The organism is Ralstonia mannitolilytica, assembly GCF_905397375.1.
Lineage (GTDB): Bacteria > Pseudomonadota > Gammaproteobacteria > Burkholderiales > Burkholderiaceae > Ralstonia > Ralstonia mannitolilytica.
The window spans coordinates 834,428-858,821 of record NZ_CAJPVG010000001.1 but is presented as its reverse complement, the minus strand read 5'-3'; the positions used below and the strand labels follow the sequence as shown (position 1 = coordinate 858,821).

The window sequence follows — 24,394 nt, the reverse complement described above, 5'->3', positions numbered from 1 at the left end:
ACGGAGACTGCCATGTCGCTGCCGCCGATCCTGCAAAACCGCCTGTCCGTGCCCGTGGTGGGCTCGCCGCTGTTCATCATCTCCAACCCGGATCTCGTGATCGCCCAGTGCAAGGCGGGCGTGGTCGGCTCGTTCCCGGCGCTCAATGCGCGCCCGGCCGAGCTGCTGGAGACGTGGTTGCAGCGCATCACCACCGAGCTGGCCGAATACGACGCGCAGCACCCCGACAAGCCGTCGGCGCCGTTTGCCGTCAACCAGATCGTGCACAAGTCCAACGACCGCCTGGAGCACGACCTGGAGCTGTGCGTCAAGTACAAGGTGCCCATCGTCATCACGTCGCTCGGCGCACGCGAAGACGTGAACCGCGCCGTGCACAGCTACGGCGGCATCGTGCTGCACGACGTGATCAACAACACGTTTGCCAAGAAGGCGATCGAGAAAGGCGCGGATGGCCTGATCGCGGTGGCAGCGGGCGCGGGTGGCCACGCGGGGACGACCTCGCCGTTTGCGCTCATCCATGAAATCCGGGAGTGGTTCGACGGCCCGCTGCTGCTGTCGGGCGCGATCGCCAACGGCAACGCCATCCTGGCGGCGCTGGCCGCTGGCGCGGACCTGGCCTACGTCGGCTCGGCCTTCATTGCCACGGAAGAGGCCAACGCGGTGGAAGGCTACAAGCAGGCCATCGTCGAATCCAGCGCCACCGACATCGTCTACACAAACCTCTTCACGGGCGTGCACGGCAACTACCTGCGCAAGAGCATCGAGAACGCCGGTCTGGACCCGGACGCGCTGCCCGAATCGGACCCGAGCAAGATGAACTTCGGCTCGGGCGGCGGCGCCAAGGCCAAGGCGTGGAAGGACATCTGGGGCGCCGGCCAGGGCGTGGGCGCGGTCAAGCGGGTGGTGCCGGCGGCCGAACTCATCAAGCGCTTTGCCGAGGAGTTCGAGGTGGCGCGCCGCCGCCTGAACACGATCGAGGCCTTGCGCGCCCCGGCGACGGGCAAGGCGACGGTTTAAGCCCCCGGCGACGCCGACAAACGCTCCGCCGCCTGGCCAGGACCGCTTCGCAGCGTTCCGTCGATGCCTTCAAGCGGTGACAGAGGCTGGCTCCAGCAACGGCAGCACATCGTCTGCCCAAGCGAGCCAGCCTTCTTCGTAAACGATGCCGCGCTGGAGCACCGCATGCTGCAGCCGCTGCGCGCGCGTGAGGTCGGGGCGCGCGAAATCGCGCTGCTCGATCTCGCGGAAGGTGTTCAGGCGCGCGCGGTGCTGCTCGATCAGACGCTGCATCTCGTCGGCAAAACCGAGCGGGCCGATCACCGCTTCGGCACGCAGCTTGACCAGCACCTCTTCACGGTTGTCCGACGACACGGTGGGCTCCAGCACCCACCGCGCGAGTTCGTCGCGGCCGGCCGGTAGCACGGTGTAGGTTTTCCTGCGGCTGTCTTCCTCTTCTTCCACGCTCACCCAGCCGGCTTCTGCCATGCGACCGAGCTCGCGGTAGATCTGCTGATGCGTGGCACTCCAGAAGTAGCCCATCGACTTGTCAAAGCGGCGAGCAAGCTCGTAGCCCGACGAGGGCTTTTCAAGCAGCGATGTGAGCAAGGCGTGTTGGATGGACATGAGCAGGAAGTTGGCCTGGAGCGTGTGTTGTGGCGTCGGGGCTTGTGGATACCGGTGCCCGACTCGATCAACGCACTTTACAGAACAGCGCCGGGCACGTCATGTCCAGTTTGCCGCGCGATGCGGCATGCGGACATCGGGCTGTGCGAGCCCAGCTACGCATCGCCCACGAAATCATGTTCGGATTTCGTGAATTCCGTTTTGATCCAATCGACGAACGCGCTGATGCGACTCGGCAGCAGACCGGCATGCGGATACACCACGCTGATGGGCAGCGGGGGCACCTTGTACGCATGCAGGATTTCCTGCAGTTGCCCGCCGGCCAACTGGCTCGCCACCTGATACCGCAGAAACTGCCCCACGCCGAGCCCCGCCACGCACGCGTCGATGGCCGGGGCGCCGTGGTTGCATTCGAGATTGCCGCCGATCACGATGCGCTGCTCCCGGCCGCGCTCCTGGAACAGCCACGTCGTGCGGCCGCTCCCGGAGAACCGGATGCAGTTTTTCTGCGCGAGATCCGCCGGTTTCTGCGGAATGCCTCGGCGCTGGAGGTACGCGGGGCTCGCCACGACGACCCGGCTGACACGGCTGACTTGCTGCGCGATCAGGTTGGAATCGTCGAGGTGGCCGATGCGTATGCCAACGTCGACACCCTCTTCCAGCAGGTTCACCACACGGTCGAGCAGCAGCAGACGGCATTGCACCTTCGGGTACCGCTCGAGAAACGGGATCACCGCGGGCGCCACATGCCGCTGGCCAAACAGGACCGGCGCGGTCATGGTGAGGAGGCCGCTGGGTTCTTCCTGGCGCGCCCGCAGGCGATGCTCGGCCTGGTCGACCGCGCCGAGGATGTCCCGGCACGACGCCAGATACATCCGTCCCTCGTCGGTCAACGACAGGCGGCGCGTTGTGCGGTTGAGCAGGCGCACGCCCAGGTCGGCTTCGAGCGTCGCGAGCGTGCGCACCGTGGACGGCAACGACGATCCGAGCGCGGCGGCTGCCTTGGACAGCGTCCCGTTGTCCACGATCGCCACGAAGGTCTGCATTGCGCGGAGCTTGTCCATCTTTGCCAGGCGGGTTGCACATGGGTCGACAGATTAGTCCATTTTTTGGATGAGTGAAGTTCGTGTCGAGCCATTTATCCGGCGACCGTATCAATCAAGAATGGGGCTCCCTTTCCTGAACGGAGCCGCCCCATGTCTTGCAAGCCGGCACAGCCCATCAAGCTCTACCGCCATGCCCTGTCGGGGCACTGCCACCGCGTCGAATTGCTGCTCAAGCTGCTGGAGCTGCCGTATGAACGGATCGACATCGACCTGCGCGCCCGGGAGCACAAAACGCCAGCGTTCCTGCAGTTGAACCGCTTTGGCCAAGTCCCTGTGATCGACGACGGCGGCACCGTCATCGCCGACTCCAATGCCATCCTCGTCTACCTGGCCAAGCGCTATGACGATGGCAGATGGCTGCCCGCCGACCCGGTCGGCGCCGCGCAGGTGCAGCGCTGGTTTTCGGTCGCCGCGGGGCCGCTTGCCTCGGGGCCGGCCGGGGCGCGCCGGGCCGCCGTTTTTGGCGCGCCGCTGGATGCGCAGGCGCTGATCGCGCAAAGCCATGCCCTGCTGGCGATCTTCGACGAGGAACTGGCCGAGCATGACTATCTGCTGGGCCCCACACCGACCCTGGCCGACATCGCGTGCTACAGCTACATCGCGCATGCACCGGAAGGCAACGTCTCGCTGGACAGCTACGCGCACGTGCGGGCCTGGCTTTCGCGCATCGAGCAATGGCCGAACTTTGTCGCCATGCAGGCGAGCGCCGTGGGGCTGGCCGCCTGAGGCGACACGTCAAGGGGCAACGCCATGGAGTTACCAGAACAGGCCTCGCCGTTTCACCGGGGCGAGCGCGCCGTGCAGGACCGGGCGGGCGTCCGGGACCGCGCAGAGGCGCACGGGCAACGCGGCATACGAACCTACCTGCTGGAACAGCACCAGGAGTTCTTCGGAAAGATCCCGTTTATCGTGCTCGGCGCCCTGGACGGCGACGGAAAGCCGTGTGCCAGCCTGCTGGCGGGCCACGCCGGTTTCATCCGTGTGCCCGACGCCTACAGCCTGCACATTGGCGCCCTGCCCGACCCCGAAGATCCGCTGGCGGGCGCGCTTCATGTGGGCAGCGACGTCGGCCTGCTCGGCATTGAAACGACGACGCGGCGAAGAAACCGGTTGAACGGCCCGGTGCTGTCTCTCGATGCTGCCGGCATGGTGATCGGCGTGCGGCAGAGCTTCGGCAACTGCCCGAAGTACATCCAGGTGCGCAGCCTCGCGCCGCGCCAGCGGGCAACGGCGCCTGCCGCGGCGCAATCGGTGCCGGCACTCGACGATGCGGCGGTGCGGCTCATCCGGTCTTCCGATACGTTCTTCATCGCTACGCATGCAGCGACGGCCGGGCCTGCCAGGGCGACGGGAGCGGATGTCTCGCACCGCGGCGGCAAGCCGGGGTTCGTCCGTGTCGATGACGACGCAACGCTGCTGTGGCCCGACTTTATCGGCAACAATTTCTTCAACACGCTGGGCAACCTGCATGTGAACCCCTCGGCGGGGCTGCTGTTTCCGGACTTCGAATCGGGCGACCTGCTCCATCTCGCGGGCACATGCGAGATCGTATGGGACGGGCACGATCTGCAGGCGTTCGAAGGCGCGCAGCGCCTCGTGCGGTTTCATGTCGAGCGCATGTATCGGCGGCCGCAAGCCTTGCCCTGGCGGTTCTCTGCGCCGGAACCGTCGCCGTTCCTCGCCGGGACCGGTGCGTGGCCGGCCCGCTAGCGCGCTGCCCGCAGCCGATCCACCTTCACACCACCACGCCACTGGACCGACCATGGAAACCCGCCCGCCTCTGCCTCCGTTCAATCGCGACACCGCCGTCCAGAAGATCCGCCTGGCCGAAGACGCCTGGAATTCGCGCGACCCGGCCCGCGTCGTCCTGGCCTACAGCCCCGATACCCGCTGGCGCAACCGTGCCGAGTTCCCGCTCGGGCGCGAACAGGCGCAGGCGTTCCTGGAGCGCAAGTGGCGGCGCGAACTCGACTACCGTCTCATCAAGGAGCTGTGGGCATTCGAGGGCAACCGTATTGCCGTGCGCTTCGCCTACGAGTGGCACGACGACGCCGGCCAGTGGTACCGCAGCTACGGCAACGAGAACTGGGCATTCAACGAGCACGGCCTGATGACCCACCGCCATGCCAGCATCAATGACCTGCCCATCAAGGAAGAGGACCGCAAGTTCTTCTGGCCGCTGGGCCGCCGCCCCGACGATCACCCTGGGTTGTCCGACCTGGGCCTCTGAGCCGGCGCCCGGCACCATGGACGCGCCCGCCGGTCAGCGCAGATCGCACCGCATGCAAAGCGGCGATGCCTGCCCGGCGTCCCTGAACGCCGCCGATGCCCTGACCTCGGCCGGCGCGTTCTCCACGGGAAAGAGATAAAACCCCCAACGCGCGAAGTAAAGCGGCGCCCGCGCAGAAAGCAGGTAAGCCTGTCGCACGCCGCTGGCACGCGCACGCACGAGCAGCGTGCCAATCAGGCGACTTGCGATACCTTGATCGCGATACATCGGGTCGACCACGACCGAACGAATCACGATGGATGCCCCTCCACGCTCAGCAGCAGCGCAGCCAATGACGCGGCCTTTGTCCAGTGCAACGTGAAATGCTTCGATGGTGTCCTGAATATCGATATCGTCAGCCGGCAGCCTGGCACTCTTCAGGAGCGCAGCGACTTGGCACCAATCGGCAAGAGAAGCCGGGCGCAATTGAACTTCGTGGCTGAGCATGGGGCTGTCTCTAGGGAGCATTATCGGGGCGACAAGAAAAACCCACGGCCCGCCTCATGATGTTATTGTCTCTTCGTCACTTCCTTTGTTTCGCGGTCCGCCGGAAGTGCGCTGAGAGATTAGCACCGCGCCAAAACAAAAAAATATCGCCCGTTAGGGCGATCCAAAACACAAGGGCAGTTGTATTGCTAGGCCGCGCATCGCCGGCGGCAGGCGACTGCCCCGCTCCCCCGCTCTTATTCTCAACGCCCGCCAATCTGCGCCCATGGCGCCGACGCAGAAGCGTACGAAAAACCGCCAGGAATTTCAGTAGCACAATCAGCCGAGTCCTCGTCCTACATGATTCCTACGACGCCGCTTACACCCTCGATAAAAGTCTTTTCACTATTTTGCCGTATATGCGCGCCGATTAACTTGAAGGATCAAAACTGTCTGCTTATCCTTTGCTCGCCCCAAAATACCCCGGCGAAATCGGCACGCCTTCGAGCAGGACGTTATGACAGCGCGATTAAAACCGCGCAGAAAAGAGATCACCGCGCTGAGCCCCCGCGACTTTGCGATTTCGCTCTTGCTCCCCAGTGATGGGGAACCCGATGAATTGGACCGCGCGGGGGTTGCGGCATGGGCAAGACACCTGTTGGCCTCGCTCGAGCGTCATCGCCCCGGACATATCCACCCCCGGGCGATACGCCAGCGGCGCGCGCTTCTCGCCGTTGTGCCGCCGGGCGCGCGGCGCACCTCGAACACCGCGCATTGATCGGGCGCCCCTAGGCGGCACAGCTTGGACGCCGCTGCAAGCGTGGGTTCAACGCCCGCCCGCACCCGATTCCGTGATCGCGCTGTACACCAGCGTGCGCAGCTGTCGGCGTACCGGGTAGGCGGACGACGGCAGAACCTGCGTGAGGAAGAGCCCGATCAGGTCTTCCTGCGGGTCCACCCAGAAGAAGGTACCGGCCGCGCCGCCCCAGAAGAAGTCGCCGGCGCTGCCGGGGATGAGCGTGGCCGCCGGCGATATCGTGGTGGCAAAACCCAGCCCGAAGCCAACGCCGTCGTAGGCCGCCTCGCTGAACATCGAGCGCGGCGACAAGGTCGAGATGTCGGCCCCACCCGGCAGGTGGTTCGCGGTCATCAGCGCCACCGTCTTCGGCCCCAGCAGGCGCACGCCGTCGAGTTCACCGCCTTGCAGCAGCATGCGCGAGAACCGCAGGTAATCGGCCGCCGTGGACACCAGGCCGCCGCCGCCCGACACGAAGCTCGGCGGCGCGAGGTACCGGCTGGTGCGCGGATCATCCTGCAGCGCGGGCCGGTCGGACACCAACGCCGAACCGAGCGCCCCCACGGCATAGCACGCGCAGAAGCGCGACGCCTTGTCCTCGGGCACGTAGAAGCCCGTATCGATCATGCCCAGCGGGTCGAAGATGCGCTCCTTCAGGAACGTCTCGAACGGCATGCCGCTGATCTTGCCGACGAGGTAGCCGAGCACATCGGTCGACACGGAGTAGTTCCACGCCTCGCCCGGCGAGAACTCCAGCGGCACACCGGCCAGCTTCTCGATCATCTCGTCGAGCGTGCCCTGCGTGGTGACGTCGCCGAGCTTCAACCGCCGATACGCCGCATCGACATTCGTGTTCTGGTGAAAGCCGTAGGTGAGGCCAGATGTGTGGCGCAGCAGATCGACCATCAGCATCGGGCGCTTCACCGGGCGCGTCTGGAAGCCCTCCATGAAGCCGCCGGCGAACACGCCCAGGTCCTTCCATGCCGGGATGAACTTGCTGACCGGGTCGTCGAGCGCAACCTCGCATGCTTCGACCAGCATCATGAACGCCACCGAGGTCACCGGCTTGGTCATCGAATAGATGCGGAAGATCGCGTCCTCGGCCAGCGGCACCTGCCGCTCCCGGTCGGCGAGGCCGAGCACAGAATTGAGGACGAGCTCGCCACGCCGCCATACCTGCGTGAGCGCGCCGGGCAGCTTGCCCGTGGCGATGTAAGCGTCGTCGATGAAGCGTTCGACCCGTGCGAGCCGGTCGCGGGACATCCCGTGCGGTTGCGTGGCTTGCCTGTCCATGCGGTCTCCTTGCGTTTGCGAAACGGCTTCCGGCGCGCGCGGCAGCGTTGGCGGCGTGGGCCGGTCCAGCCGACACTGTACAGCCGGGCGCGCGACGCGGGACAGGCCCCAGCTGTGCTTCAATCGCGGTTCTAACGCACCCTCGCCCCAACATGAAGCGCTTGGACGACCTGTATCTCTTTACCCGCGTGGTGGAAGCCGGCGGCTTTTCCGCCGCCGAGCGGGCCACGGGCATTCCCAAGTCGCGCCTGAGCCGGCGCATTGCCGAGCTCGAGGCGCAGCTCGGCACGCGGCTGCTGCATCGGTCCAGCCATCGTGTGTCGGTCACGCCGGTGGGCGAGGCGGTGTATCGGCATGCGCGCGACATGGCCGATGCGTCGGCCGCCATCGAGGCGCTTGCCGGTGCGGCGCGCAGCGAGCCCGCAGGTGTGCTGCGCGTGGGCACCTCGCCGCTGCTGGCCGAAACGCTCGTGGCCGGCTGGCTGGCAGCGTTTGCCGAGGCCCACCCGAAGCTGCGCGTCGAGCTCGATCTATCCAACACCTACGTCGACCTGGTCGAGCAGCGCATCGACGTGGCCATCCGCGCGGCTACCGGGCCGCTGCCGTCACGCGAGGTGGTGGCGCGGCACCTGGCCGTGTCGCCGCGCGTGCTGGTGGCAAGCCCGGCGCTGATCGCGCGGCTGGGCGAACCGGCCTCGCCCGCTGCGCTCGAAGACCTGCCCTGCCTCGGCCAGGGCACCCTCGCGCGCAGCCGCGACTGGGTGCTGCACGACGCGCGCGGACACCGCCTGGCGCTGCCGGTGCGGCCGCGCTTTGCGAGCGACAACATCATCGCCCTGCGCGAAGCGGCCATCGCGGGGCTGGGGCTGGCCGTGCTGCCGCTGCACTGTTGCCATGCCGCGCTGACCGAGGGGCGCCTGCGCACCGTGCTGCGGGAGTGGACGCCCGAGCCGGCCGACCTGCATGCGTTGTATCCGTCGCGCGCCGGCGTGCCGCCGTCGGTCAAGGCCCTGGTGGCATTTCTGCGCGATCGGTTCCAGCAGGAAACGACCATGAAGCCGCTTGCCGCGCGAGTTGGATGAAACCCGTAAATCGACATTTACGGAGTTACATGAAATTTTTCCATCGCACGCATGCCGATCTGTGATGCGAAACAGGACGGGCACACCGTCTTGCGTGCCCGCATGCGTGCGCGACGGCAGGTGTCAACGTTCAGCGCAGGCGTTCGAGCGCTTGGGCCGCAATGCGACGCGTGATCGCTTCGGCCGGCTCTTCCGCTGCGAACCGGCCCGCCTGACCGGACCACAAATTGATGAAGTCGCCCGAGCCCGTCGGCTCGGTCTTGGCGCGCAGCGGTGCAAGCGCCCCGCCTGCCGTCGGGAAGGCCGGTGCCAGCGGGTTCATCGGGCCGATCTCCCGCATCAGCCGGTTGACGATGCCGCGCGCCGGACGCCCGGTGAACAGATTCGTCAGCGCCGTATCGGCATCCGTCGCCTGCTTGAGCGCGGCACGGTGGATGGCGGAGGTCTTCGCCTCGGGCGAGAGCAGATACGCCGTGCCGATCTGCGCGGCAGACGCACCCAGGGCGAACGCGGCCGCCACGCCGCGCCCGTCGCCAATGCCGCCGGCCGCAATGACGGGCACCTTTACCGCGTCCACCACCTGCGGCACCAGCGCAAACGTACCGACCTGCGATTCGATGGTCGTCGCGAGAAACATGCCGCGATGCCCGCCCGCCTCGTTGCCCATGGCGATGACGGCGTCCACGCCGCGGGCCTCCAGCCAGCGCGCCTCTTCCACCGTCGTGGCGGCGGAGATCACCTTGGCCCCCGTGGCCTTCACACGCGCCAGCAGCTCGGGCGCCGGCAGGCCGAAGTGGAAACTCACGATCTCTGGCCTGAGGTCTTCCACCACCGCACACGTCGACTCATCAAACGGTGCGCGATTGGCCGCCGGTGCCTGCGCGTTCGGGTCGATGCCGAACTCGGCGTAGTACGGAGCCAGATGGGCGCGCCACCTGGCTTCACGCTCGGGGTCGGGCTGCGGCGGGGTGTGGCAGAAGAAGTTCAGGTTGATGGGCGCGCGCACGGCGGCACGAAACTGCTCGACCTGCTGGCGGATCTGCTCGGCATTCAGCATCGCGCACGGCAGCGAACCGAGGCCCCCGGCACGCGCCACCGCAATCGCCAGGTCCACGCCGGCGGCCCCGGCCATTGGCCCTAGCACGATCGGCACGTCGATGTTGAACAGCTCCAGGATGCGGGCATCGGGCCATGCGCTCATGATGGTCTCCAGCAAGATGATGACGATGCGCCCATGGTAATGCGGCGGACTTCTGCGGCGTTCCGAGGGGCACCGTACCGGCCGCGCTCGTAACCTGATTGAACCACATTCAGCGGTTACAATCGGCTCACTCGATCTGCTGCTGCCGCCATGCCTGCCAACACCCCACCGCTGATTGCCGACGACGCCGTACTGGACATGCTCAACACCGTGAACCACGTCCAGGGCCGGCCGCACGACTTCTGGCAATCCGACGACGATGTGTCGGACTGGCTCGTGCGTGCGGGCTGGTGGGCCGAACCGTTCGCCGGCCAATCTCCGCCCGGCGTTCTGCTGGCGGTGGCGCGGCATCTGCGCGAGGTGATCCGGCAGCTGGTGGAAGCGCGCAAGGCGGGGCGGCCCTGCAGTGCCGACGCCCTGAACACGTTCCTCCGACAAGCGCCGAGCCACCCGATCCTGATCTGGACGGCCGGCACGCCGCGTGTGGAGCGCGTGCGCCCCGCCGATTCCGTGGAGCAGCGCCTGGCCGCCCTGGCCGAAGCCGCCGCCCACCTGCTGGCCGAAGGCGACTTCCGCCACATCCGCCAATGCGAGCACCCCGACTGCGGCCGATGGTTCTACGACCGCACCAAGGCCCACACGCGCCGCTGGTGCAGCATGGCGCTCTGCGGCAACCGCCACAAGGTGGCGGCCCACCGCAAACGCCTACCGGGCTGAGCCGTCGTTCCAGCATTGCAACGCGGCGTCGCAGCGAGGGGCGCTGCGCACGCGCCGCCCGATTCGTAACCTGTTCTCCCGACACATTGCATTGCAGGAGAACAGCATGACGCAAACCCAGACAACCGCATCTGCGCCCCGACTGGGCGGACGCACCGCCATCGTGACCGGCGGCTCGCGGGGCATCGGCGCCGCCGTGGCGCGGCGCCTGGCAGCCGACGGCGCACGCGTGGCGGTCGTCTACCGCAGCAACAGCAAGGAAGCCGACGCGGTGGTGCAATCCATCCGCAACACCGGCGCAGAAGCGATTGCCGTGCAGGCCGACGTGGCCGACGCCAGTTCCATCAACGCCATGGTGAGCACCGTGCGCGAGGCCTTCGGCGCCATCGACATCCTCGTCAACAACGCCGGCATTCTGGAAAGCCAGGCGGTGGGCAGCATCGACGAGGCGTCGTTCACCGCGCAGTTCCGCACCAATGTGCTGTCGACGATTCTGGTGACGCAGGCCGTGCTCCCGCACGTGCCCGCGCGCGGCGGCCGCATCGTCAACGTATCGTCGAGCCTGGTGTACCGGCCGCGCGCAGGGCTGTCCGTCTATGCGGCAAGCAAGGCCGCCGTGGGCGCGCTCACCCATTCGTTTGCGGTCGAACTGGGCCCGCGCAACATCAGCGTCAATGCCGTGGCCCCCGCCATGACGCGCACCGACATGACCGCCCCGATCCCCGATGAAGTGAAAGCGCGCATGCGCGAATCAACCCCGATGGGCCGCCTGGCCGAGCCGGAAGACATCGCCGACGCCATCGCCTTCCTGGCCTCGGACGACGCCCGCTGGATCACCGGCCGCACCCTGATGACTGACGGCGGCTTCATCTGAGAAAGTAACCAGCCAAAACGCGTGCAACGCCGCCAACTCCCGCACGCAGAGGGTGTGGCCGTACCCTGCCCTAGATGGCGCCTTGGATTTTTGTCGCGGGGAGGAAAAAGAAGGGAGGCTGTCTGAGCGCAGCGAGTTTGCCTCCCCTCCCTCCCCGTGACACAAATCCAAGGGGAAGTCGCCATCTCGGGCGCGCCTTTCTTTGCTTGCTTTCTTTGGCAAGACAAAGAAAGTAAGTCGGCCCCGCCAGGGGCCGAAACCCAACAAAAACCAGCACGAACAAGCCGCGCCCAACAATTTACTCAGCCAACTGCTTCACCAGCCGATAAAGAAACTCCCTCCCGTCGTACAACCGCGCAATCTCGATCCGCTCATCCAGCCCGTGCGTGCGCAGATCCGCCGGCTCCGTAAACAACCCGGACACCCCATACATCGGAATCCCCGCATTGCGCATGAAGCGGCTGTCCGTCGCGCCCGTGCTCATCGCCGGGATTACCGGCACGCCCCACATCTGCTGCGTGAGCGCCTCCACCGTCTTCACCAGATCGCCATTGAGCGGCGAGGCGGGGCTCGCCAGCGGCTTGTTGACATAGCGCACGCTGATCTTGTCGTTGCCCAGCACCTGCTTGAGTTGGCGGTCGATATCGGCAGGATCATCGTGCGGCAGGATGCGGCAATTGACCGTCGCCTTGGCCGACTGCGGCAGCGCGTTCTCGGCATGGCCCGCGTTGACCATCGTCGCCACGCACGTGGTGCGCAGCTGCGCGTTGTAGAACGGATTGGCGGAAAGCCGGTCGATGGCCGCCTGGTCCGGCTTGCCGGTGCCGACGGCACGCATGTCTTGCGCCAGTTGCCCCGTCGCCAGCGGTGCGCTGCGCGCAAAGTAGGTCTGCGTCACGTCCGCCAGCCTGACGGGAAACTGATACGCCCCCAGCCTGTCCAGCGCGGCCGACAGCGCATAGATCGGGTTCGTCTTGGTCGGCACCGAGCTGTGTCCGCCTACGTCGCGCACCTCCAGCTCGTACGTCGTGTACATCTTCTCGGCCACCTGGATGCGGTGCAGCACCGGTTTGCCGTTGCGCAGCTCGCCACCGCCGCCTTCGTTGATGCCGAACTCCGCCTTCACCAGCTCGGGCTTGTTGTTGACGATCCAGTACGCGCCGTTGCTCGGCACGTCGCCGCGCTCCTCGTCGGTGGTCAGCGCGAGGATGATGTCGCGCGAGGGCTTGAAGCCTTCCTGTTTGAGCTGGCCCAGCACCGACACGAAGGCCGACGCCATCGCCTTGTCGTCAATGGCGCCACGCGCGGTGAAGTAGCCGTCGGTTTCCTGCAGCTTGAACGGATCGGTCTTCCAGTCTTCACGCTTGGCCTCCACCACGTCGATGTGACCGAGCAGCAGCATCGGCTTCTTGGCGCCGGTGCCCTTCCAGCGCAGCACGAGGTTGCCCTTCTTCGGGAAGGGCTCGATCACCTGCATGTCGCCGGCCGCAAAGCCGGCCTCGCGCAGGCGCTTTTCCATGGCATGCGCGGCCTGGGTGGTGTCACCGGCCGAATGCGTCGTGTTGATCTCGACCAGCTCCTTGTAGATGTCGTGATAGCGCTGCTGCTCGGGCGTGAGCGAGGTGGGCGCAGGCTTGCTGGCGGGAATGGTCTGGGCGAAGGCTCCGGCGCTGCATGCAAGCACGGCAGCAGACACCAAGGCTCGAACGGGAACACGACGACACTGGAAACGCATGACACCTCCGGATAATCGTTATGGGGGCCGCATCGAACAAAAAGCGGGGTCGACCCGAAGGCCGACCCCGCAGTGTAGCCCCGGCGCAGCCGCTTCGCTGCCGGAGCAATCGCAGTGCTGTGCCGCCGTGCGCTACATGGCCACGCGGAACACCGCCACCGCGCGGCGCAGTTCGTCGGCCTGTTCTTCCAGTGCCTGCGCGGCGGCGGCAGCTTGCTCGACCAGCGCGGCGTTCTGCTGCGTCACGTCGTCCATCTGCGTGACGGCTTCGTTGATCTGCTCGATGCCGCTGCTCTGTTCGGCCGAGCCCGCGCTGATCTCGCCCATGATGTCGGTCACGCGCTTCACGGCCACGACGATCTCTTCCATCGTCTTGCCGGCACGCGCCACCAGCGTGGAGCCCGACTCCACGCGCGCGGCGGAATCCTCGATCAACGACTTGATCTCCTTCGCCGCGCCCGCGCTGCGCTGGGCGAGCGTGCGCACTTCACCGGCCACCACGGCAAAGCCGCGGCCCTGTTCACCCGCACGCGCGGCTTCCACGGCGGCGTTCAGCGCCAGGATGTTGGTCTGGAACGCGATGCCCTCGATCACGGCAATGATGTCGGTGATCTTGCGCGACGACTCGCTGATCTCGCCCATCGTATTGACCACGTCCTGCACCACGGCACCGCCCTGCACGGCGATCTCCGATGCGCTCACCGCGAGCGTGCTGGCCTGGCGGGCGTTGTCGGCGTTCTGCTTGACGATGCTCGTGAGCTCTTCCATGCTCGACGCGGTTTCTTCCAGCGAGCTGGCCTGCTCCTCGGTGCGCTGCGACAGGTTCGTGTTGCCCGCCGCGATCTGCTGGGTGGCCGAAGCGATCGACTCGCTGCCCCGGCGCACCGTCACCACGGTCTCCTTGAGCTTGGCTTGCATCTGCTGCAGCCCTTCCATCAGCACGCCCATCTCGTCACGCGAGTGGATGCGGATGTCAGTCGTCAGGTTACCGCTGGAGATCTCGCGGAAATGCGCGAGCATCTCCTCCAGCGGGCGCGAAATGGCACGCGAGAGCACGACATAGCACCCCGCCGCCAGCGCCAGCCCCACCGCAATCACGATCAGGAACATCCAGACGAGGCGGTTGAAGAACGACTGCGCGTTGTTGTACGCCGAGGCCGCAATCTCGGCCTGGATGGCGTTCAGACGGTCCGCCTTCACCGCATACGCACAAACAGTTCGTACAGCTTGTCCAGGACCAGCGGGCGCGCTGCCGCGTAGTCGTGGCGGTCGAAGGCGGCCAGGACCGGCTCCATGCCTTCGCGAAAGAACGTGTCGCGCAGACGCTTGGCCTCGGTGGCGGTCTGCTCCTCTTCCGGCGTGGCGAACGGCAGGGCGTTGTAGGCCTTCCACCCCTCGTCGCTGGCGGCGATCTGCGCGCGAGCGGCCTTCACCAGGTCGGCGATCTTCGCGTCGTCGCTTTCATAGACGGCGCGGTCGAGCGCCGTGCGTGCCTGCACCAGCCGCGACACCGCCTGGCCGAGCGCCCGCGTGGACGCGAGCTGGTTGGCGTAGGTTTCCTTGAGCGCCGCGTTCGAGCGCAGGTTGCCGTATAGCCCCAGCGCGCCAACGCCTGCAAGGAATACAGCGAGAACGAACAGCACCAGCGCAAGCCGGGCCTTGATGGAAAGCGTCTTCATATCTGCCGTGCACTACTCGATGGGAAAGCGGGGGTGTTGCCCGGTGTGCTGGAAGCACCCGTTTGATATAAACGAAGCTAACGACAGATTCTCAGAGAGCTTTAACCGATCTGTGGCCCTGGCTGCCTGCGGGGCACGGCCTTGCGCCCCGCAAGGCCTTGCCCCGCAAGGGCTGGCTTGAAACGAAATTCAGAACTGCACGCAGGTTCCGAACACCGGCGCGTGAAATCACGAGCGCGGCATACGACCACCGGCGGAGCGCGGCTGCACCGCCGGCAGCACCCGCCAGGCCAGCAGCGCGCTACCCGCCGCCACGAGCCACACGACCGGCCATGACGACCACGCCAGCAGCTGCGGCAGGCACAACGACGTGAGGCCGAGCGCCGCAAACGCCCCCGTGTTTCCCAGGCCCAGCGCGGTGCCCGCCCGCTGCGCGCCGGCCAGCGTCGCGAGTTCCGTGTAGCCGACACCATGCCACGCCGACACACAGATGCCGCCGGCCACGATGACCGCCACCAGCGCCACGCGCATGACCGTCAGGTCCATCGACCACGCCCACGTCATCCAGGCCACCCCGGCCAGCGCGACAAACAGCGCCGCACTCCAGCGGGCGCAGGTCAGCAGATATGCGCGGCGATTGCCGTGCCGATCGGTCCTGCGGCCGCTCCAGACGCGCATGACGGCCGCACCGCCCTGCACCGAGGCCATCGTCAGGCTCAGCGTGAGGACGCCGGCATGCGCGAAATCGCGCAGGAACACCGTGGCAAACGCCACCACCGCGCCCTGCGGTACGCACAGCAGGCCAATGGCCAGCGCCATGCGCCACAGCACCGGATCGCGCAACGGTGCGGCGCCGGCCGCTTCGCCGGCCCCAGCCATGCTGGCCTGCGCGATGCCGGGCGCCTCGTGCACCCACAGCCACGTCAGCACCGCCGTCACAGCGCAGGCCGCGGCCAGCCCGCCGTAGACCGCGCCAAAGCCGGCATGCGCGGCCAGGCCCGGCAACACCAGCGCGCCAATGCCGCCACCCAGCGGCACGGCAGTCTGGCGGATGCTCATGGCGAGCCCGCGCTCCCCTTCGCGAAACCAGCCCATGACCGCGCGGCCGCTGGAGCCGTTCACGCTGCCGCCCAGCAGCCCGACGCTCAGCATGCCCGCCACCAGCCACGCCAGGGGCGGCGCGCTGCCATGCAGCGGCACCGCGCAGCACGCCATCACGAGCAACGCCAGCGCGGTCAGGCCGAGCCCCGCGAGCAGCACCGTGCGGTCGCCCCAGCGGTCGGTCAGCAGGCCCCATGGCAGTTCGCTGACGGCAATGCCCAGCCCCAGCGCCCCCAGCGCGACGCCCAGCTCCGCATTGCCCAGGTGATACGCAGAGCGCATGAACACGGCCGTCGTCGGGATGCCCGAGAACGCCGCCGAAAAACTCGCGTTGGCCGCCACGCCCACGCCGAGCACCTTCCAGCGGTGATGGCGTGAAACCTCGCCTGCGGCGGCCGGGGAACAGACTGCTGTCGTCATGGTGTGCTCCAGGAGTGCGTTTGACAGCGTCAGCATGGCGGAGCAACATCCGTCTTGAATGACGTTATTCCCTCATTTCAAGCCATCATGCGCAGAATCGGTTTTCTGGTGTTTCCCGGCTGCAGCCTGCTCGACTTCACCGGCCCACTGACGGCCTTTGACGTGGCGAACCGGCTCGCTGCGCAACCGGCGTATCGGATTGATGTCGTGTCCGAAGGGGGCGCGCAGGTGCAGAGCGCACCGGGCCTCGTCATGCAGACGCAGCCGCTGGACGACCCGGCCTTCGACACGCTGGTCATCTCGGGCGGCAACGGCCCGCGCGAAGATGCGTTTTCTGCCCGGCTGATCGCCTTCGTGCAGGAAGCGGCGCGGCACTCGCGGCGCATGACCAGCGTGTGCTCCGGCGCGTTTGCCCTGGCGGCGGCGGGGCTGCTCGACGGCCGCCGCGCGACCACGCACTGGCGCATGGCGGCGTTGCTGCAGCGGCGCTATCCGCGCGTGCAGGTGCAGAGCGACCATATCTTCATCCACGATGGGCCGGTGTGGACGTCGGCAGGGATCTCGTCGGGCATCGACCTGGCGCTGGCGCTCATCGAAGACGACCTGGGTGTCGACGTATCGCGCGCGGTGGCACGCGAATTGGTGGTGTATCACCGGCGCCCGGGCGGGCAATCGCAGTTCTCGGCGCTGCTGGAGCTGGATCCGGCATCGAGCCGCATCGCCCGGGCGCTGAGCTATGCACGCGAGCACCTGCATGAAGCGCTCGATGTCGACCGCCTGGCAGAGGTCGCGCACCTGAGCCGCCGCCAGTTCGACCGCGCCTTCGTGGCCGAGACGGGACAGACGCCCGCCAAGGCCATCGAAAAACTGCGTGCAGAAGCCGCGCGCCCGCGCGTAGAGGCGGGCGACGAATCGCTGGAGCAGGTGGCGCGCGCGGTCGGCTTTGCTGATCCGGAACGCATGCGGCGCGCGTTCATCCGCGTGTTCGGCCAGCCGCCGCAGTCCGTGCGGCGCTCAGGCCGCGCCGGGCATGCGCGCCTGGTCGCGTAGCAGCGCCGCTGCCCCGATTCCGTTACCCTGACGCGCCCGAATGTCCTGCACCGCCATCACGATGTCCGCCGACGCCACCCTGCCCCTGCTCTACAGCTATCGCCGCTGCCCCTATGCGATGCGCGCCCGCCTGGCGATGCTGCAAGCCCACCGCCGGTTCCAGACCTTCGAGATCGTGATGCGCGACAAGCCGGCCGAGCTGCTTGCGCTATCGCCCAAAGGCACCGTGCCGGTGCTGCGCCTGCCCGACGGCACCGTGCTGGAAGAAAGCCTGGACATCATGCGCTGGGCCTTCGAGCCGGACGACGCGCAAGGCTGGTGGCGCCGCGCCCAGGCCGACGACAACCTCGCGCTGCTGCGCACCAACGACGGCGAGTTCAAGCGCCTGCTCGATCGCTACAAATACCCCGAGCGCTATCCAAACGAAGCCGTCCCGCGCGAGACGGTGCGCGCACAGGCCGTTGAGGCCCTGCTGGCGCCGCTGGAATCGCGCTTGCAGCATCAGCGGTATCTGGGCGGGGCGCAGCCGTGTGCGGCCGACCTGGCGATCTTCCCGTTCGTGCGGCAGTTTGCGGCGGTGCAGCCCGATTGGTTCGCGGGCCAGCCGCTGCCCGCCGTGCAAGCGTGGCTGGCCGGGTGGCTCGCCAGCCGCCTGTTCGCGGTGTGCATGACAAAGCAGCCCGTGCAGGCCTTCGCGGTGTTTCCCGACTACGAGCCGTCGACCGACCGGATGGAGTGATCCTTGCCATGAACGACGCACACGATGCCGCCCCCGACAGCACCGCCGCCCGCGTCGCGTTGTGGCGCGCGTTGCACGTGCAGAGCGACGCTGCGCCCCACGTGCTGGAAGACGAGGTGGGCCTGAAGCTGCTCGCGCCTGAACCGGGCTGGCAGCAGCGCGGCGACATGCACCCCCAGTTCACGCGGCCGTTTCGCGCGTCCATCGTGGCGCGTGCGCGGTTCATCGAGGACCTCGTCATCGAACACGCGGCGCACGGGTTGCGCCAGTACGTGATCCTGGGGGCGGGGCTGGACAGCTTTGCGCAGCGCCGGCCCGACGTGGCCTCGCGCATGACGGTGTTTGAAGTGGACCCGCCCGGCCCGCAGGCCTGGAAGCGCCGGCGCCTGATGGAACTCGGCTATGGCGTTCCGGACTGGCTGCGCTTCGTGCCGGTGGATTTCGAGGCGCGGCAATCGTGGCAGGACGCCCTGGTCGATGCGGGCTTCGATGCCGGCAAGCCCGCCGTCGTGGTATCGACCGGCGTGAGCATGTACCTGACCAAGGAAACGAATGCGGCCACGCTGCGGCAAGTGGCATCGCTGGCGCCGGGCTCGATCTTTGCCATGACGTTCCTGCTGCCGCTGGAGATGGCGGACCCGGATGTCCGCCCAGGGCTTGAGATGGCCGAGAAAGGCGCGCGTGCGAGCGGCACGCCCTTCATCAGCTTCTTCACCCCGGCCGAGATGCTCGCGCTCGCGCGGGACAACGGCTTGCGCGAGGCGCAGCACATCTCGGCAGACGCATTGACGGCGCGCTACTTTGCCGGCCGCGCCGATGGCCTGCGCCCGCCACGCAATGCCGAAGAACTGCTGATCGCAACGGTCTGATCCGTGCAGCCCGCGCACAGGCGCTGTGTGCGTGCGCGGATTCTCGCGGCGGGGCGCCTCTCCTAGACTGGCCCGACTTCCACAGCCCTTTCAGGAGAAACCCATGATGTTGACCCCCCGACGTACCGGCGCACTCGTTGCCGCGGCCTTGCTCGGCTCACTCGTCGCCCAGGCCGGCCATGCCGCCGAGCAAAGTGTCGTGCCGCTGCCGCTCGTGTCGTTTCCGACCGCCAGGCTGCAGTGGCGCGAGTTGCCGGACACCGGCGGCATCCAGGTGGCCGACGTGCGCGGCAGCATCACCGGCAAGGGGCCGTACGAAGCGTTCGTCATCTTCCCGGCCGGCAAGGGCAATCCGTACCACGTGCATACGCAGAACCTGCCGACGGTGGTGCTCAAGGGAACGTTCTACGCCGTGATCGACGGCAAGCGCGTGGCGTATCCGGCGGGCTCGTTCTATCAGCTGCCCGCCGGCATGCCGCATTACAGCGGCTGCGAAAAGGGGGAGGACTGCCTGCTGTTCCAGTATCAGGCCGACCGCTTCGACCTGGTGCCCGTGGCAAAGAACTGAGCGCCGCGCGCTACTGATCGCGCAGCGGCCCGGGCAGCGCCTTGAGTCCGATCCACAGCACCGCGATCACCACGTTCACAGGCACGCTGAGCGCGCTCGGCACGTAGAACAGCACCGACAGGCGCGGCGTGCCGAGCCCCAGTTCCAGCGCGCCGCCCAGCGCATAGCACAGCAGCCCGCACCACGCCCATCGTCGCATGTAGGCGAGCAGCCAGTGCGCATGTGCCTTGTTGAAGCGCCACGCGGCCGACCGCTCGAACAGGTTGCCGCGGCTGGCGTCCTTGAACAGCCAGCCGAAGAAGAAGTAGCGGTACAGCAGGGTGCGAAAGGCGAGCTCTTGCATGACGACTCCTTCAGCCCACGGCCTCGGTCAAGCAAGTTTGGCGCCAAAAACACGTGCGCGCCACGCCCGCCGGCATCGAGTCGACGATGGCGCACCCCGGTGCCGCGTGTCAGCTCGCCAGCTTCTTGAACGTCTCCAGCACCGCCTCACCCTTGAACGGCTTGACGATCCAGCCTTTCACCCCGGCCGCCCGGCCGCGGTCTTTCATGGCGGTGCTGCTTTCGGTGGTGAGCATGATGACGTTGACCGTCTTGTTGCCGAGTTCACCGCGCACCTTTTCCACCATCGTGAGGCCGTCCATGTTCGGCATGTTGACGTCGCTGATGACGAGCTTCACGCCGGGGTTGGCCTTGATCTTGGCCAGGCCGTCCTTGCCGTCCACGGCGGTATCCACGGCGAGGCCGTGCTTCCTCAGAAAACCGGCCACCTCGTCACGCACGGTGCTCGAATCGTCGACCACCAGGATCCTTGTCATCGTCTTCTCTCCTTTTTCGTCAGAACAGTTCCAGCTCGCCGCTGGGCTGCACCTCGTCACGTACCTCGGCCACGAAATCGAGCGGTGCATGCGCGCACACGCAAACGGTCGCCGCCACGCGCACGTCGCCGTTGATGGTGACCGCATACGACGCTACATAGCCGGGTTTGAGCACATCGAGATACGACACGCAACGCGCACTCACCGCATACGGCGTCGACATGCCGAGGTCCGGAAACGCCTGCAGCAGCTCCTGGTTGATCGCGCCGCAGCACAGGTTGGCGATCTCCATGCACGCTTCGTCAAACGGGCGCCCGTTGCCTTCGCCGGCGAAGTACCGGCGCGTGGGCTCCGATGCATCGAAGCGCAGCACCAGCAGCAACCGGAACGCCACCGACGAGATGGTCAGCAGGACGGCCTGCTCGCCTGCAACGGCATCGTCATCCGAGGCGGCGGCCACGGCCACGCTGCATGCGTCCTCTGCGTGCAGTACGAGCCGCGTGCGCGCCGCCTTGCGGAAGATGCGGTCCAGGCTGTCCTGTGCGTTGGTGCCGATCACGTGCGGTCCGTCCACGATTCAAACGCGCTGGCCAGCGCCTCGACGCTCGACAGCGATGCGGTGATCATCTTGCCGCCCGCCTGGATGTCCTGGAACGTGGCGGTGGTGGTGAGGTCGTTCAGGTGCAGGCTGTCGCGGTAGCTCTTCGAGAGTTCCTCCGAGCGCGCCGCCAGCGTGCGGACCTCGCTGGCGACTACGGCAAAGCCGCGCCCCGCCTGGCCCGCACGCGCGGCCTCGATGGACGCATTGAGCGACACGATCACCACGTGCCGCACGATCGACTGCAGCTCCTGGTTCTTGGCATGCATGTCGTGGTTCTGCTCCATCAGCGAAATCATCTGCTCGTGCCAGCGCTCGAACGTGAGCGCCAGGCCGCGCAGGCGCGCTGCCTCCTGCGCAATCCGTCGGGCGCGGTCGGCCAACTGCGACTTGGCGTGCGCGGCCGACTGCAGCTCCGTGCGCAACTGCTCGATGACTTCCAGCTGGTCTGCCGCGGCATCGCGCATCTGCGCGACGGAGGTCTCCAGCGCGGCAACCTCGTTCGCGTGCCGCTGCGCGATGGCGGTTTGCCTGGCGACGGCTTCCGACAACTCGGAGGCCTGCTGCTGCGCATCGCGCAAGCTGCTCGCCAGCGCGTTCACGCGACGCTGCTGCACGAACCACGTCACCGCGCCCAGCACGATCCCCGCCGCCAGCGCGGCCAGCATGGTCGATTCCATCACGATGCTTCCTGATCCTCGGCCACACGCGTGGCACCGGCCGGGCCAACGGCGGCATGCACGCTGTCCACCGCCAATCGCTCGGGCAGGCAGATGACCATCTGGAACGGGCGGAATGCCGCGCCCCTGCGGTCGTCGGTGAAACGCAACTCGATGCGGCCCTGCTCGCGGCGCAGGAATTCCTGCACCGCGTCCATGCCGACCCCCCGGCCCGACACAGCCGTCACCTCGTCGGCCGTGGAGAACCCCGGGCGGAAGATGTACTGCGCGATGTCTTCGTCGCTGGGCCGATCGTCCGGTCCGATCCAGCCGCGCTCCACGGCAATCGCGCGGATGCGATCGAGTGCAAGGCCGCGGCCGTCGTCGCACAGCGTGATCTGCAGCATGCCCCGGTCGACGCCCACCTCGATGTCGAGGGAGCCGGCGGCGGGCTTGCCTTGTGCCATGCGCACGTCGGCGGTTTCGATGCCGTGGTCGACGGCGTTGCGCAGCAGATGGGTGAACACGTTCTGCAACACGCCGCGCGCCGCGGTCCGCATGCGGTAACCGTTGTCGTCGATGCGCACGCGGACGGGCTCCTTGCCAAGCTCGCGCGCAAGCGAGGGCAGCGACTGCAGCGTGCTGCCCAGCAACTCGCCAAGAGTCTCGCTGTCTGCCAGGCGCAATTGCTGGTACACCGTCTCGCGCATGGCGGCCAGTTCATCGAGGCTGGCCGGGTTGGCCGCTTCCAGTGCCCGCAGGCTCTCGTGAATGCGCGCCAGGACCGCTGGTGCGGCGTGTGCGGCCGCGCCGTGTGCCGGTTCCGACTTGCGGCCGAGCTTCACCTCGTTGATGCGTGCGTAGTTCTCGATGGCCTCGCGCACGCGCGTCAGCTCCGCCATCAGCCAATCCTGGTCCCACGCGTGCTCGCTGCCCGGCTCGCGCAGCGCATGGTAGGTCTGCTCCGTTTCGTGCACCACGTTGGTCAAGTACTGCAGGTTGTACGTGCGCGCGTTGCCCTTGATGGTGTGCATGTTGCGGAAGAGCGCGGCAATGGCGGCGCTGTCGGCCTGCGAGTACTGGCGGATGATGCGCTCGTTCTCGTGCACGAAGCTCGTGGAGCTCTCGATGAAGTGCTGGAACTTCTCCTGGCTGACCGCGAGGATCTCGCCGATGATCTCCAGGTTGCGGCGCTGCTCGCTCGCTTCAGCGGCCAGCTTGCGCAGTTCGGTCACGTCGCGCACGCACAGCATCAGGCGCAGGATCGTGTCGCTGTCGTCGGTAATGGCCGACCACGACAGGTCGAGCGTCTTCACACGGCCATCGGGCATGCGCTTCTCGACTTCGGTGGCCAGCAAGTGCTGGTTGAACGCGAAGTTGATGATGTCCTGCCCCAGGCACGCGTCCACGGCCGCCTCCACCTGCGACAGCGCATCGGGGCCGAGGTTGGTGTCGGCAAAGACGAGCGCCATGAGGCTGCGCCCGGCAATGTCCTGCGTCTCGAAGATCGATTCGAGATAGATGGAGTACTCCTCGTGCACCGTGCCGCTGCCCACCACGGTCAGGATGCCCTGTTGCATGTTCTGCAGCATCGCCTGGATATCGGCCGTCTTCTGCTTGAGCAGCGCGGCGTTCTCCTGGATCTTCTCGATCATCCGGTTGAATGCGACGACCGAATGGCCGATTTCATCCATGCGGCCCACAGGCACACGGCGCGTGAAATCCTGGCTGGCGGCGATCTCGCTCATCTCGGCCTGCATGCGCGTCAGCGGCCGGGTGATCTGCCGGTACAGCAGCATGCCGATGGCCGTCAGCACCACGATGGCAATGCCGCTCACCGCGCCAATGGCAGTGGCCGTGGTGGCGAGCTTGCCGTTGAGCACGGTGATGGCTGCGTCCTTCTCGCGGTTCTTCTCGATGCGCAGCGTCTCGACGATCTTCTCCAGCACGTCGCGGTAGCTCGCCACGTTGGCAAACAGGAAGGCCTGCGCCAACTCGTTCTTGCCCGCGAGCTTCATGTCGGTGGTCTGCCCGATTGCCTCGACATAGCTGTCGACGGCTTCCTTGGCCTGTGCAACCAGGCCTGCCTGGGCATGGCTGTTGGCGCGTGTGGCCTGCACCTGCAACGCAGCGCGCAGCGCGGCCTCCTTGGCCTGCAGATCGTCCCGGGCCTGCGCAACGATGTTGCCGTCGGGCGCATACACGAGCGTCATCGTGGCCAGTTGCACGTCCTTGACGAGCGCCACCAGATCGGCCGATGCCAGCGCACTCGGCACCACGCCCTCGGTCACCTTGCGCACCTCTGCGGCGCCGCTGCGCGTCTGGTAGACGGCATAGCCGCCAATGGCCGCCAGTGCAATGAACATCAGCACGACCAGCAACGTAATCCGCTGACGAATAGTCATTTTTCAATTCTCTCGATTCAATCGCCCCGCCTGAAAGCGAGGTACACGCCCGTTGATTTCCTGAACATCGGAGGCGCAATTATTGAAGTCGAAAGATGACCAATCGATGACTGCCATATTCATCATCCGGCTATTGCAATGCGCAGGCATTGCATACCGACATCCTTACCGTGCTTGGCTTGGCGGCAAACCGGTGCTTGCACCCTACTCACGTGGGGAATTTCAGCAAGCAGCTAAAGTTTCTCGCGTTGCCGCCGTTAAAAGTGCGCGGCTTTTTAAGCTCGATTTTTATTGCTGGAATTTCAAATCCAGCAAAAAGGCATTTCTCAGGTTTCCCATTCCGGAGAAACCGGCGGCTGCACGCGG

General features: G+C 66.8%; 23 protein-coding genes and 1 pseudogene. 11 read left to right on the top strand and 13 right to left on the bottom strand.

The features are described from left to right. Window positions 1–12 precede the first annotated feature (12 nt). On the top strand, window positions 13–1,017 hold the full coding sequence (locus KHN96_RS03765) for an NAD(P)H-dependent flavin oxidoreductase (RefSeq protein WP_045218799.1): 1,005 nt from the start codon (window positions 13–15) through the stop codon (window positions 1,015–1,017). Between the two features lie 69 nt (window positions 1,018–1,086). On the opposite strand, the gene KHN96_RS03760 is transcribed toward KHN96_RS03765, so the two are convergent. After that, window positions 1,087–1,623, bottom strand: a complete 537-nt coding sequence (locus KHN96_RS03760) for a PadR family transcriptional regulator (protein ID WP_045218801.1) — start codon at window positions 1,621–1,623, stop codon at window positions 1,087–1,089. Between the two features lie 155 nt (window positions 1,624–1,778). After that, window positions 1,779–2,687 (bottom strand): LysR family transcriptional regulator, encoded by a 909-nt coding sequence (locus KHN96_RS03755; RefSeq protein WP_062738082.1) that lies wholly within the window; start codon window positions 2,685–2,687, stop codon window positions 1,779–1,781. Window positions 2,688–2,819: 132 nt separating this feature from the next. On the opposite strand from KHN96_RS03755, the gene KHN96_RS03750 reads away from it, so the two are divergent. The 3 genes from KHN96_RS03750 to KHN96_RS03740 are packed head-to-tail and all read left to right on the top strand — an operon-like array spanning window position 2,820 to window position 4,959. Beyond that, a complete protein-coding gene (locus KHN96_RS03750; RefSeq protein ID WP_062738081.1) occupies window positions 2,820–3,455 on the top strand; it encodes a glutathione S-transferase family protein in 636 nt (211 codons plus the stop codon). A 24-nt stretch (window positions 3,456–3,479) separates the two neighbouring features. Continuing rightward, on the top strand, window positions 3,480–4,439 hold the full coding sequence (locus KHN96_RS03745) for a pyridoxamine 5'-phosphate oxidase family protein (protein ID WP_062738080.1): 960 nt from the start codon (window positions 3,480–3,482) through the stop codon (window positions 4,437–4,439). A 52-nt stretch (window positions 4,440–4,491) separates the two neighbouring features. After that, window positions 4,492–4,959: a nuclear transport factor 2 family protein gene (locus KHN96_RS03740; protein WP_045218809.1), complete on the top strand. Its 468-nt coding sequence runs from the start codon at window positions 4,492–4,494 to the stop codon at window positions 4,957–4,959. Window positions 4,960–4,992: 33 nt separating this feature from the next. On the opposite strand, the gene KHN96_RS03735 is transcribed toward KHN96_RS03740, so the two are convergent. Together KHN96_RS03735 and KHN96_RS03730 are read right to left on the bottom strand one after the other, a co-directional pair. Further along, the gene (locus KHN96_RS03735; RefSeq protein WP_045220313.1) at window positions 4,993–5,445 is read right to left on the bottom strand and encodes a GNAT family N-acetyltransferase; all 453 of its coding nucleotides are present in this window, start codon (window positions 5,443–5,445) and stop codon (window positions 4,993–4,995) included. An 805-nt stretch (window positions 5,446–6,250) separates the two neighbouring features. Next, window positions 6,251–7,513 carry a serine hydrolase domain-containing protein gene (locus KHN96_RS03730; protein ID WP_062738079.1) on the bottom strand — a complete coding sequence of 421 codons (1,263 nt, stop codon included), beginning with the start codon at window positions 7,511–7,513 and terminating at the stop codon, window positions 6,251–6,253. A gap of 152 nt (window positions 7,514–7,665) precedes the next feature. On the opposite strand from KHN96_RS03730, the gene KHN96_RS03725 reads away from it, so the two are divergent. After that, window positions 7,666–8,595, top strand: a complete 930-nt coding sequence (locus KHN96_RS03725) for a LysR family transcriptional regulator (protein ID WP_045218814.1) — start codon at window positions 7,666–7,668, stop codon at window positions 8,593–8,595. A gap of 130 nt (window positions 8,596–8,725) precedes the next feature. Here KHN96_RS03725 and KHN96_RS03720 read toward each other — a convergent pair whose 3' ends face one another. Continuing rightward, a complete protein-coding gene (locus tag KHN96_RS03720) occupies window positions 8,726–9,796 on the bottom strand; it encodes an NAD(P)H-dependent flavin oxidoreductase (protein ID WP_062738078.1) in 1,071 nt (356 codons plus the stop codon). A 150-nt stretch (window positions 9,797–9,946) separates the two neighbouring features. Between KHN96_RS03720 and KHN96_RS03715 the strand changes: the two genes are divergently transcribed. Both KHN96_RS03715 and KHN96_RS03710 read left to right on the top strand, forming a co-directional pair. Next, entirely contained in the window at window positions 9,947–10,513 is a 567-nt protein-coding gene (locus KHN96_RS03715; RefSeq protein WP_062738077.1) for a CGNR zinc finger domain-containing protein, read from the top strand. Between the two features lie 106 nt (window positions 10,514–10,619). After that, the gene (locus KHN96_RS03710; protein WP_062738076.1) at window positions 10,620–11,387 is read left to right on the top strand and encodes an SDR family NAD(P)-dependent oxidoreductase; all 768 of its coding nucleotides are present in this window, start codon (window positions 10,620–10,622) and stop codon (window positions 11,385–11,387) included. Window positions 11,388–11,685: 298 nt separating this feature from the next. Here the strand turns inward: KHN96_RS03710 and KHN96_RS03705 are convergent, their stop codons facing one another. The 3 genes and pseudogenes from KHN96_RS03705 to KHN96_RS03695 all read right to left on the bottom strand — a co-directional run bounded on the left by KHN96_RS03705 (window position 11,686) and on the right by KHN96_RS03695 (window position 16,322). Continuing rightward, window positions 11,686–13,122 carry a M20/M25/M40 family metallo-hydrolase gene (locus KHN96_RS03705; protein ID WP_062738075.1) on the bottom strand — a complete coding sequence of 479 codons (1,437 nt, stop codon included), beginning with the start codon at window positions 13,120–13,122 and terminating at the stop codon, window positions 11,686–11,688. A gap of 132 nt (window positions 13,123–13,254) precedes the next feature. After that, window positions 13,255–14,801, bottom strand: a pseudogene (locus KHN96_RS22740) (methyl-accepting chemotaxis protein). A 228-nt stretch (window positions 14,802–15,029) separates the two neighbouring features. After that, window positions 15,030–16,322, bottom strand: a complete 1,293-nt coding sequence (locus KHN96_RS03695; RefSeq protein ID WP_062738254.1) for an MFS transporter — start codon at window positions 16,320–16,322, stop codon at window positions 15,030–15,032. 87 nt (window positions 16,323–16,409) lie between these two features. Here KHN96_RS03695 and KHN96_RS03690 point away from each other — a divergent pair, with 87 nt between their 5' ends. From KHN96_RS03690 to KHN96_RS03675, 4 genes are all read left to right on the top strand, one after another. Continuing rightward, window positions 16,410–17,372, top strand: coding sequence for a GlxA family transcriptional regulator (locus KHN96_RS03690; protein ID WP_045218828.1), 963 nt, complete (start codon window positions 16,410–16,412; stop codon window positions 17,370–17,372). Window positions 17,373–17,433: 61 nt separating this feature from the next. Further along, window positions 17,434–18,111, top strand: a complete 678-nt coding sequence (locus KHN96_RS03685; protein WP_062738253.1) for a glutathione S-transferase — start codon at window positions 17,434–17,436, stop codon at window positions 18,109–18,111. A gap of 8 nt (window positions 18,112–18,119) precedes the next feature. Continuing rightward, the gene (locus tag KHN96_RS03680) at window positions 18,120–18,980 is read left to right on the top strand and encodes a class I SAM-dependent methyltransferase (protein WP_045218830.1); all 861 of its coding nucleotides are present in this window, start codon (window positions 18,120–18,122) and stop codon (window positions 18,978–18,980) included. Between the two features lie 103 nt (window positions 18,981–19,083). After that, the gene (locus KHN96_RS03675) at window positions 19,084–19,548 is read left to right on the top strand and encodes a cupin domain-containing protein (RefSeq protein WP_238587554.1); all 465 of its coding nucleotides are present in this window, start codon (window positions 19,084–19,086) and stop codon (window positions 19,546–19,548) included. Between the two features lie 10 nt (window positions 19,549–19,558). On the opposite strand, the gene KHN96_RS03670 is transcribed toward KHN96_RS03675, so the two are convergent. The 5 genes from KHN96_RS03670 to KHN96_RS03650 form a co-directional block, all read right to left on the bottom strand. Further along, on the bottom strand, window positions 19,559–19,891 hold the full coding sequence (locus KHN96_RS03670; protein ID WP_045218832.1) for a hypothetical protein: 333 nt from the start codon (window positions 19,889–19,891) through the stop codon (window positions 19,559–19,561). Between the two features lie 109 nt (window positions 19,892–20,000). Then, window positions 20,001–20,366: a response regulator gene (locus KHN96_RS03665; RefSeq protein ID WP_062738073.1), complete on the bottom strand. Its 366-nt coding sequence runs from the start codon at window positions 20,364–20,366 to the stop codon at window positions 20,001–20,003. 19 nt (window positions 20,367–20,385) lie between these two features. After that, window positions 20,386–20,925, bottom strand: coding sequence for a hypothetical protein (locus KHN96_RS03660; RefSeq protein WP_062738251.1), 540 nt, complete (start codon window positions 20,923–20,925; stop codon window positions 20,386–20,388). Next, the gene (locus tag KHN96_RS03655) at window positions 20,922–21,644 is read right to left on the bottom strand and encodes a methyl-accepting chemotaxis protein (protein WP_045218836.1); all 723 of its coding nucleotides are present in this window, start codon (window positions 21,642–21,644) and stop codon (window positions 20,922–20,924) included. The genes KHN96_RS03660 and KHN96_RS03655 overlap by 4 nt, the downstream gene beginning before the upstream one ends. Further along, the gene (locus KHN96_RS03650; RefSeq protein ID WP_062738072.1) at window positions 21,644–24,028 is read right to left on the bottom strand and encodes a HAMP domain-containing protein; all 2,385 of its coding nucleotides are present in this window, start codon (window positions 24,026–24,028) and stop codon (window positions 21,644–21,646) included. The genes KHN96_RS03655 and KHN96_RS03650 overlap by 1 nt, the downstream gene beginning before the upstream one ends. Window positions 24,029–24,394 lie beyond the last annotated feature (366 nt).

Excerpts from the sequence above, each read along its gene's own strand:
- KHN96_RS03685 (WP_062738253.1), top strand. The coding sequence starts at position 17,434 with ATGTCCGCCGACGCCACCCTGCCCCTGCTCTACAGCTATCGCCGCTGC.
- KHN96_RS03725 (WP_045218814.1), top strand. The coding sequence starts at position 7,666 with ATGAAGCGCTTGGACGACCTGTATCTCTTTACCCGCGTGGTGGAAGCC.
- KHN96_RS03735 (WP_045220313.1), bottom strand. The coding sequence starts at position 5,445 with ATGCTCAGCCACGAAGTTCAATTGCGCCCGGCTTCTCTTGCCGATTGG.
- KHN96_RS03755 (WP_062738082.1), bottom strand. The coding sequence starts at position 2,687 with ATGGACAAGCTCCGCGCAATGCAGACCTTCGTGGCGATCGTGGACAAC.
- KHN96_RS03650 (WP_062738072.1), bottom strand. The coding sequence starts at position 24,028 with ATGACTATTCGTCAGCGGATTACGTTGCTGGTCGTGCTGATGTTCATT.
- KHN96_RS03715 (WP_062738077.1), top strand. The coding sequence starts at position 9,947 with ATGCCTGCCAACACCCCACCGCTGATTGCCGACGACGCCGTACTGGAC.
- KHN96_RS03740 (WP_045218809.1), top strand. The coding sequence starts at position 4,492 with ATGGAAACCCGCCCGCCTCTGCCTCCGTTCAATCGCGACACCGCCGTC.
- KHN96_RS03765 (WP_045218799.1), top strand. The coding sequence starts at position 13 with ATGTCGCTGCCGCCGATCCTGCAAAACCGCCTGTCCGTGCCCGTGGTG.
- KHN96_RS03710 (WP_062738076.1), top strand. The coding sequence starts at position 10,620 with ATGACGCAAACCCAGACAACCGCATCTGCGCCCCGACTGGGCGGACGC.
- KHN96_RS03705 (WP_062738075.1), bottom strand. The coding sequence starts at position 13,122 with ATGCGTTTCCAGTGTCGTCGTGTTCCCGTTCGAGCCTTGGTGTCTGCT.
- KHN96_RS03720 (WP_062738078.1), bottom strand. The coding sequence starts at position 9,796 with ATGAGCGCATGGCCCGATGCCCGCATCCTGGAGCTGTTCAACATCGAC.
- KHN96_RS03760 (WP_045218801.1), bottom strand. The coding sequence starts at position 1,623 with ATGTCCATCCAACACGCCTTGCTCACATCGCTGCTTGAAAAGCCCTCG.
- KHN96_RS03675 (WP_238587554.1), top strand. The coding sequence starts at position 19,084 with ATGATGTTGACCCCCCGACGTACCGGCGCACTCGTTGCCGCGGCCTTG.
- KHN96_RS03750 (WP_062738081.1), top strand. The coding sequence starts at position 2,820 with ATGTCTTGCAAGCCGGCACAGCCCATCAAGCTCTACCGCCATGCCCTG.
- KHN96_RS03670 (WP_045218832.1), bottom strand. The coding sequence starts at position 19,891 with ATGCAAGAGCTCGCCTTTCGCACCCTGCTGTACCGCTACTTCTTCTTC.
- KHN96_RS03665 (WP_062738073.1), bottom strand. The coding sequence starts at position 20,366 with ATGACAAGGATCCTGGTGGTCGACGATTCGAGCACCGTGCGTGACGAG.
- KHN96_RS03730 (WP_062738079.1), bottom strand. The coding sequence starts at position 7,513 with ATGGACAGGCAAGCCACGCAACCGCACGGGATGTCCCGCGACCGGCTC.
- KHN96_RS03655 (WP_045218836.1), bottom strand. The coding sequence starts at position 21,644 with ATGGAATCGACCATGCTGGCCGCGCTGGCGGCGGGGATCGTGCTGGGC.
- KHN96_RS03745 (WP_062738080.1), top strand. The coding sequence starts at position 3,480 with ATGGAGTTACCAGAACAGGCCTCGCCGTTTCACCGGGGCGAGCGCGCC.
- KHN96_RS03680 (WP_045218830.1), top strand. The coding sequence starts at position 18,120 with ATGAACGACGCACACGATGCCGCCCCCGACAGCACCGCCGCCCGCGTC.
- KHN96_RS03690 (WP_045218828.1), top strand. The coding sequence starts at position 16,410 with ATGCGCAGAATCGGTTTTCTGGTGTTTCCCGGCTGCAGCCTGCTCGAC.
- KHN96_RS03695 (WP_062738254.1), bottom strand. The coding sequence starts at position 16,322 with ATGACGACAGCAGTCTGTTCCCCGGCCGCCGCAGGCGAGGTTTCACGC.